Annotated in this window: 9 protein-coding genes; all 9 read right to left on the bottom strand. The window is 62.1% G+C overall.

The window, feature by feature from the left end; genetic code table 11:
• Positions 1 to 473 (bottom strand): flagellar biosynthetic protein FliO (locus tag SH809_13075; GenBank protein MDZ4700634.1); only part of this gene is annotated, 473 nt, incomplete at its 3' end.
• Between the two features lie 101 nt (positions 474 to 574).
• Positions 575 to 1,474, bottom strand: coding sequence for a flagellar motor switch protein FliN (gene fliN / locus SH809_13070; GenBank protein MDZ4700633.1), 900 nt, complete (start codon positions 1,472 to 1,474; stop codon positions 575 to 577).
• On the bottom strand, positions 1,467 to 2,489 hold the full coding sequence (gene fliM, locus SH809_13065; protein ID MDZ4700632.1) for a flagellar motor switch protein FliM: 1,023 nt from the start codon (positions 2,487 to 2,489) through the stop codon (positions 1,467 to 1,469). Before fliM ends, fliN begins: the two co-directional genes overlap by 8 nt.
• A 32-nt stretch (positions 2,490 to 2,521) precedes the next feature.
• Positions 2,522 to 2,980: a flagellar basal body-associated FliL family protein gene (locus SH809_13060; protein ID MDZ4700631.1), complete on the bottom strand. Its 459-nt coding sequence runs from the start codon at positions 2,978 to 2,980 to the stop codon at positions 2,522 to 2,524.
• Positions 2,981 to 3,018: 38 nt separating this feature from the next.
• The gene (locus tag SH809_13055) at positions 3,019 to 3,756 is read right to left on the bottom strand and encodes an OmpA family protein (protein MDZ4700630.1); all 738 of its coding nucleotides are present in this window, start codon (positions 3,754 to 3,756) and stop codon (positions 3,019 to 3,021) included.
• A 64-nt stretch (positions 3,757 to 3,820) separates the two neighbouring features.
• Positions 3,821 to 4,606 carry a MotA/TolQ/ExbB proton channel family protein gene (locus SH809_13050; GenBank protein MDZ4700629.1) on the bottom strand — a complete coding sequence of 262 codons (786 nt, stop codon included), beginning with the start codon at positions 4,604 to 4,606 and terminating at the stop codon, positions 3,821 to 3,823.
• Between the two features lie 131 nt (positions 4,607 to 4,737).
• A complete protein-coding gene (locus SH809_13045) occupies positions 4,738 to 5,181 on the bottom strand; it encodes a chemotaxis protein CheB (GenBank protein ID MDZ4700628.1) in 444 nt (147 codons plus the stop codon).
• A 165-nt stretch (positions 5,182 to 5,346) separates the two neighbouring features.
• Entirely contained in the window at positions 5,347 to 5,475 is a 129-nt protein-coding gene (locus SH809_13040) for a hypothetical protein (protein ID MDZ4700627.1), read from the bottom strand.
• Positions 5,476 to 5,546: 71 nt separating this feature from the next.
• Positions 5,547 to 7,841: a chemotaxis protein CheA gene (locus tag SH809_13035; protein MDZ4700626.1), complete on the bottom strand. Its 2,295-nt coding sequence runs from the start codon at positions 7,839 to 7,841 to the stop codon at positions 5,547 to 5,549.

Here is a 7,841-nt window from a genome sequence, read left to right as displayed (position 1 = left end):
GTTTCGGGGAGGTCGGCGGGGAGGCGGTCGATGAGCGAGATCTGATTGGACGTCACCCCGAGGAGGAGCGTCGGGCCGGCGCAGCGCACGATACGCAGTTCCTGGCCGGGCCCGAGGGACTGCTGGGCGATGAGTTCGATGGGGTGAGACGCCTCGGAGACCGCTCCGGTATGCCGGTAGCGGTAATAGGCGAATCCCAGCAACGCGGCCAGCACGAGGGCTGTCAGGAGGGGGGCGACCCGAAACGGCGCGGGTTCATCGGCTACGGCTTCGGGGGCAGCCGCGCCGGTGTTTTCGGAGTAGAGGCTGGACGTGTCGCGGATCGGGCCGGGGGCCGGCTTGAGCTGCAGCGCCACCCAGAGCAACAGCAGGGCGGCGGCAAAAAAGATAATCCGCTTCAGGACCGATCGATTTACCTGCGACGGCGAGGCCGTGGTAGGGGGCGGGGGGGTGAAGGGGAAGAATTTGCTCACAGGCTGGCACGTTGTTCATGCGAAGTGAAGCGCCGCCGCCACGAAGGGCAAGCGCTGGACGGGCATGAACCCGATTGCGAATACGGTGCCAGCCGGCACGCCTACATAAAGGCGCCGGCGCGCTGACGGGCCGCCGCCAGGTTGGTGACGCGAACGCCGAACTGCTCGTCGATCACCACGGCCTCCCCCTCGGCGATGAGTCGTCCGTTGGCGTAGATCTCCAACGGTTCGCCCACCAGCTTTTCGAGCTCGATGACGCTACCTGTCGTCAGACGGAGCACATCGGAGAGCGGGATGTTACGCCGGCCGAGTTCGACCGTGACGTTTAACTCCACTTCGGCGAGCATCTGGAAGTTGCCACCGCCGCCTTCGTTGACAATGCGTTCTCTTCCCAGATCGGGGAACGAGGCCTGTGAGACATCGACAGGCGGCTTTTTAGCGGGTGACGGAGATCCTGGCATGACGACTTCTGCAGTTTCGGAAGGAGGTACGGGTAATGCGGAAAGGATCGCGTCGGACAACGTGATGCTGCCGGTGAACGAGCCGGCCTCGGTGCGGAGGTCGAAGGGGATCCGGACGAGGTTCGCCTGCAGGCGGTCCGCCGGCACGGGCGCACCCGGCGCGAGGGCCTCGAAGTATACCTCGGGGATGGAGACGCTGCGTCCGAGGACGTTGCGCACCGCGCCGAACGCCTGCGAGGCCAGTTCGACGAAGAGGTCCGCCGAATCCGGATCGGTGGGCGAGAGCTCGATGCCGAGCATGGCCTGCGAGAACGGCGCCAGCCAGTCGGCCGGCAGCTGCACCGCAAACGCCTCATTCCCGGTCCCTTTACTGAGCACCGTATACTGGGCCGCCGCCTCACTCGACACATCGGCCGGCGTCACATGCGCCGGCGGTCGGGTTGTCACGAGCGCTTCTTTTCCGAGGAGAGTGCCGACAAAATCGCTCAGGCTTTCGGCAGCCTGATCGGCATAATGCGACAGGATCTGCGAATCAGTCATGATTACTGGTCCCTAATAAATCAGTTGGTAAAACATCAACGACACGGATCGCGCGCTGATTGCCAGATTTGCCCGCGCTAGCCCTGAATTTTGGCAGTTCTCCTACGAATACCTGTATCGGCTCGTCGGCTCTGTTCTTAAGTAAAATCACATCTCCCTCCGTCAGGCCCATCAGGTCGGTGATGCTCAGAGTCGCTTTACCCAGCTCGGCGCGCATGGTCACGTCCATAGTCCGGAGCGTGAAGTTGTATTCGTCGCGTACGTCTTTGCCCACTTCAGAGGTCGCGCTGGTAAGCCATTGCTTCATGCCGGCGCGTCCCAGCACCCGTTCGAGCATGATGTACGGGTAACAGACGTTCATGAACGAGTGGTGTTCGTAGACCCGCACCTCGAAGGTGCCGATGATCGCCGGCTCGGAGCCGGGGATGATCTGCACGAACTCGGCGTTGGATTCGAAGGCCGTTTCCTTGAACTGCATCTCGGCCACCTGCGACCACGCCTTCTCTAACTCCTGGAAGGCGCGCGCCATCACCTTGCTCATGATTCGTTGCTCGATTTGCGAGGTCTCCCGCGGCTTCCGCAGGAATCGACCCGGCCCGCCGAACAGCTTCTCGATCGTGAAGATCACGAGCCGCGGGTCCATCTCGAACACCAACTGCTGTCCGCGGTCCACCACCTCGACGACGAATAACGCCGACGGGTGCGCGCTGGACATCACGAACTCTGAGTAGAGCACCTGGTCCATCGCGGTCAGCGTGATCTCGACGATGGTGCGGAGTTGCGCGGAGAGGTACACCGACAGGTCGCGGGCGAACGCCTCATGCACCTGGTTCATCACACGCATCTGATCCTGGGAGAACAGACGCGGACGTTTAAAATTGTAGGGACTGACGTTGCGGTGAAGATCCGCAAGCAGGAGTGAATTGAGTTCGTCGAGGTCCAGATTTTTGGCCTCGTTCTCATCGCTCACGCCCAGGAGGGCATCGATCTCGTTCTGATTGAGCAGTTTGGACATGTGTATCGGAGATTTGCCTTCGCCCGGGGGCGTTACTGGAGGACGTACTGTGTGAAATATAGCCGGCTGATCTGGCCTTCCGTCAGGACGCCATTCACGGCCTGGAGCAACTCGCCCTTGATGACGTTGCGTTGTTCGATGGCGGCCAGGTCCTCCACCGTACGCCGGCCCAGGATCTTGATGATGGTGTCGCGGACGACCATCTCGCGGGCAGTGATGCTTTCGAGCAGCGTGGGCTCGATGGACTCGATGCCAAGGCTTACCATCAGCAGCCGGCGGCCGTTTGAGTCGGCCGGGTTGACGATGATATCGGTCAGCTCCAAAAACTCGCCGTACTGGATCCCGGCATCCTCCCCGCCGGCCTCTTCTTCCGCCGAGCCCTCTTCTTCGATGCCGAAATTGTACACCATCTGCGCGATGGTCGGGTAATTCGCGTACGACAGATAGGCGCCGCCGCCGGCGGATACCAGCAGGATGGGCAACAAGATCATCAGGAACCCGCCTCCTTTTTCCTTGGTCGTTTCGCCAGCTATGGGGTCAGTACCTCCCGCTCCTTTTGCTGCGTCTGATTCTGCCATTGGTTCAAACTAATTAGGAGTTCGATGCGACGATTCCGGCTACGGCCATCCGGGGTTCGGTTGGTGGCCACAGGCTGGAATTCACCCCTTCCGATGGCCTGATAATGGTCCGCCGGCAGGGCTGAGGACTGCGTCAGCAAGAACCGAACCACGGACGCCGCGCGGGACGCCGAAAGCTCCCAGTTGGACGGGAAGGCGGACGTGCGAATCGGAATGTTATCCGTGTGCCCGATCACCGTAAGCGTGTTGCTGGTATCCGCGGCCACCCCCGCAACTTTGGCCAGCACCCGCTGCGCCGTGCCCAGCAGTTGCGAGCTGCCGGAGGAAAACATGACCGAGTCGGTGATCACGATGTGCACGGTCGACTCTTCGTAGTTCACCTGGACGCTCCCTTGCAACCCTTCCGTCTCTATGAAGTCAATTAGCGCCTCCACCCGATCCGCCTGTTCGCGTTTCTCCTCCTCAATCTCTTTAGGATCCTTCTGGGGGATGACCGGCACCGGCTGGGCGTTATTAAACACGCTGTTTCGCCCATTGAAGTAACTCATCGCCTCCATCATCTTATCCTTCTTGATCTCGGACATGGCGACGATCATCACGAAAAACGTCAGCAGCAGCGTCACCATGTCCCCATAGGTCACCAGCCAGAACGGGGCGGATGGGGCGGGTTCTTCTTCTATCTTGGCCATTGGATTAGCGAGTAGCGATTAGCGAGTAGCGATTGGTGATGGAACCATCGACCATCGACCAGCCCTACACTTCTTCCGCCTGGACCGGGGTGGCGACGGAGCTGCGTTCGGCCGAGGTCAGCAGCAGCTGGAGCCGTTTCTGGATCATGCTGGGGCTGTCGCCGCGGACGATGGCGAGCACACCGGTCCGGACCAGTTCGCGCTGGCGGAGCAGGGCGGCCACCTGGAGCTTGCGTTTTTCGGCGATGGGCAGGAACATCAAGTTGGCGAAGAGCGAGCCCAGGAAGGTCGTCACAAGAGCCACGGCCATGCCGGCGCCGATCTGCGAGGGATCCGAAAGGTTGCCCATCATCTGGATGAGGCCGATGAGCGTCCCGATCATGCCGAAGGCCGGCGCGTTGGCCCCAAAGGCTGTAAACATCTTGACCGAGAAGGAGCGTTCGTTCAGCTCGGTCTGCAGGTTGGCCTGCATCATCTCGTCGATCTCGCGCTCGTCGATGCCGTCGACCGCCATCTCCAGACCGAATTTCAAGAAGGGGTCCTGGATTTCCTCGAGCCGGCGGTCGAGCGCCAGCAGCCCTTCCCGGCGCGCGATACGCGAGAGCTCGCCGAACTCCTCGATGTACTTGCCCATGGGGGGGACGGAGAACGAGAGGAAGTCTTTAAACGCGGCCGGCACGGTCTTCAACTGGTCGAACGTGAAGTTCACCATCATGCCGGCGGTGGCGCCACCAAGCACAAGCATGAAGGAGGCGGGATCGAAGAAGGTGATCCATCCCGTGCCCATGAAAATGGCCCCGTAGACGAGCACAAGCCCCGCGCCGATACCGGCGATCGTTGATTTTTCCATGGTGCTACGTTCGTGAGAATGCCATCGTGACCAGACAGTACGGGTTCGATCCTGACGCCTTCAGCACTGCGTTCCTCCCGGTTGGGACCGCTGGCCGGGCTGTTCGGGGTATCGGCGTCGAAAAGAGAATGTTAACGTCGCGAGGCGCTCATGGGCTTCAGTACCTGAAGCTGCATCTGCCCGCCGCTGCGAACCACGATGCTGTCGTTGCCTCCCGGGGCGATGCACACGGTCCCGGGCCGCAGCGCCATGCCGTCGACGCCCTCGACGACGCTGATCGCGCTTTGCGCATTCAGGCTGTCGGCCAGGGTCTTGGTGAACTTGGGCGGCATGTGCTGCACGATGATGATGGGCAAGGGGAAATGCGCTGGCAGCAGCGGAATCACCTTCTGTAGGGAAAGCGGGCCACCTGTGGAGATGCCGAGTACGACGAGGTCGGCCCCTGAAAACGGGACGCCCGGGGGTGCCGTCGCCGTGGCCCCCGCCGGGCGGGCGCTGTGAAAGATGCCGGAGCGGGCGCTGTGGATGGACTTGATCTTGGTGACCAGGTCCGGACGATATCGCCCCGCTCGCACGCACAAACGAGCGCTCTTTGGTGATGAAGCCGATCGCGCCGGCGTTGAGGGCTTTCAGCGTGGTCTCGGCGCCTTCCTGCATCAGCGAGCTGAACATGAGGATCGGACACGGGTGCGCGCTCATGATCTGCTGGACCGCCGAGATGCCGTCCATGTTCGGCATCCTCACATCCATGGTGATGCATCCGGTTTGAGCACACGCGCCTGTTCCAGCGCCTCCACGCCGTCCCTTGCGGTACCCACCACGGTGATGTCCGGCTCGGCGTCGAGCAACTGGCTGAGGGTCGTTCGCATGAACGAAGAGTCATCGACGATCAGAAGGCGAATCAGGGTGGTTCCTGGACGAGGTGGAGTATACCCCTCGGTTAGGCGATGGCGCGGGGAGACGTCGCGCGTGTACGCGGGCGCGCCTGCTCCAGGCGGATCAACTCGGCCACATCGAGGATCATGATCACCCGACCGTCGCCCAGGATGGTGGAGCCGGCGATGCCGGGGATCTTTTTCAGATAATTTCCAAGTGGTTTGATTACGACTTCCTTTTGCCCGACCAGATCTTCCACGATCAGGCCCACCCGCTGGTGGGCCAGGCCAATGACGACGGCGTAGCTGTTCTTTACATCCTTACGACGATCGAGACCCAGGATATCGCTGATGTACACCAGCGGCAGGATCCGCTCGCGCAGCCGGAGCACTTCGCGTCCGTTGATCGCGTCGATCCGATGGTGCTCCATCCCAACCACCTCGACGACCGAGTGCAACGGGATGGCAAACGTCTCGTCGCTCTGACGCACGAGCAGGCTCTGCTTGATGGCCAGCGTGAGCGGGAGTTTCAGCGTCACAGTCGAGCCCTTTCCCATCTCGGAGTGGATGGCGATGCTGCCGTTCAGCCGGGCGATGTGTGTCTTGACGACATCCATGCCCACCCCGCGGCCGGAGATGCTGCTGATCTTGTCGGCCGTGCTGAAGCCGGGTATGAAGGTGAGCAGGAAGGCGTCCGCATCGCTCATCTCCGCGGCTTCGGCTTCGGTGACCAGGTTCTTCTCGGCAGCCTTCCGCTTGACGCGGTCGACGTTGATGCCGGCGCCGTCGTCGGAGACCTCGATGATGATGTTATTGCCCTCCTGACGGGCCACCAGCCGGATCGTGCCGACGGGCGGCTTGCCGGCGGCGATACGCGTGGCCGGGATCTCGATGCCGTGGTCAACGGAGTTTCGAAGCAGGTGTACGAGCGGGTCACCGATTTCTTCGGTTAGCGACTTGTCGAGCTCGGTCTCGGCGCCCTCGATCATCAGCACGATCTCCTTGTCGGTCGACCGCGCCAGGTCCCGCACGACGCGGGGGAATTTGTTGAAGATGCGGCCGATCTGCACCATGCGGGTATGCATGACGCCCGTCTGCAGCTCCGTCGTGATGAAGTCCAGCTGTGCGCTCGTTTCGAGCAGCCCACGCAGGAGCTCGTCGCTGAGCGACGAGTTCAGGTCCTCGGTGATCTGGACGAGCCGGTTGCGGTTCAGCACCAGCTCGCCGACGAGGTTCATCAGCGTGTCGAGGCGGTGGACTTCCACGCGGATGGTCTCGGTCGATCGGTCGAGCGCGCGGTTCGGAGTCGCCGCGCCGGCCGGCCGGCCGGCCCCCCCATCCGTCCGCGATGCGTCGGCGGCAGGTTCGTGTTCTTCGGGGGCCGCATCATCCGAGGCGTCCGGTTCGCTACTTTTCCGGCGCAGTCCGGCGGCCTTCTCGGGCTTAAACGTGCCGGAGGAGATGGCGGATAATTTCTTGATGAGGTGCCCCTGCTTGACGACGGCGAGTTTCTGGTTCTTGACCTGGAGGGCAAGCACCTTCATCTGATCGTACGCCTCGAACATCACGTCCATCATGGCCGGATGGAACTCGATGTCGCCGCGACGCAGGCGATTCAGCACGTCCTCGAAGTGGTGGGTGATGTGGCTCAGCTGCTGCAGGTTCATGAAGCCGGCGGAAGCCTTCACCGTGTGCACGTCCCGGAAGATTTCGTCGACCAGGACCTTATCCTGCTGATGCTCCTCGAGGATGAGGAGCTTATTATCCAGGTTATCGAGGATCTCGGTGGCTTCCACCACGAAGCTTTCGACGATTTCGCGAAAGTCCTCCGAGTGGATCGGGTGCGTGCCGTCGACAAGTACGTTCTCGAGCTCGGGCGCGTCTTCTTGGTCGGGATCTACCGCCGGCTCGGCCGCTTTCGCCAGCGTCGCGTCCGGCGCGGGCGCCTGAGGAGCGCTGCGGGTTGGCAGGGCATCCAGGTCGGCGACGAGCGAGGTGATAAACACCGGCTCTTCGTTCCCGGTGCGCATGTGCTCGATCAGTTCGGCAAGGGCGTCGAGGGCTGTCAGGAGTGTACGAGCTTCGGCCTCATCGAGGCCGGCTCCGGCATCGCGCAGGGCCGTGGCGGCGTTGCAGAAGCTGCGGGTGAGCGTTTTGATCTGCTCGAGGTCGAACAGTTCGGCGGCTCCGTTCAGCGAGAAGATCGCCCGGGCGACATCGCCGAAAGCGCCGGCGGTTTCTACCCCCTCCGCGAGTCGGATGAGGACGTCGCGCGCGTGCTCGATTGTCGTGAGCGCTTCGTCCGCAAACCGATCTTCGATCGATGGGGTTACGTCGGTCTTCGGGTGTTTCTCAGCCAT

This window comes from Rhodothermales bacterium, from assembly GCA_034439735.1.
GTDB lineage: Bacteria > Bacteroidota > Rhodothermia > Rhodothermales > JAHQVL01 > JAWKNW01.
This window is presented reverse-complemented; position numbering and strand designations above follow the sequence as displayed.

Excerpts from the sequence above, each read along its gene's own strand:
- SH809_13060 (MDZ4700631.1), bottom strand. The coding sequence starts at position 2,980 with ATGATCTTGTTGCCCATCCTGCTGGTATCCGCCGGCGGCGGCGCCTAT.
- SH809_13035 (MDZ4700626.1), bottom strand. The coding sequence starts at position 7,841 with ATGGCTGAGAAACACCCGAAGACCGACGTAACCCCATCGATCGAAGAT.
- SH809_13040 (MDZ4700627.1), bottom strand. The coding sequence starts at position 5,475 with ATGCGAACGACCCTCAGCCAGTTGCTCGACGCCGAGCCGGACATCACC.
- fliM (MDZ4700632.1), bottom strand. The coding sequence starts at position 2,489 with ATGTCCAAACTGCTCAATCAGAACGAGATCGATGCCCTCCTGGGCGTG.
- SH809_13055 (MDZ4700630.1), bottom strand. The coding sequence starts at position 3,756 with ATGGCCAAGATAGAAGAAGAACCCGCCCCATCCGCCCCGTTCTGGCTG.
- SH809_13050 (MDZ4700629.1), bottom strand. The coding sequence starts at position 4,606 with ATGGAAAAATCAACGATCGCCGGTATCGGCGCGGGGCTTGTGCTCGTC.
- fliN (MDZ4700633.1), bottom strand. The coding sequence starts at position 1,474 with ATGACTGATTCGCAGATCCTGTCGCATTATGCCGATCAGGCTGCCGAA.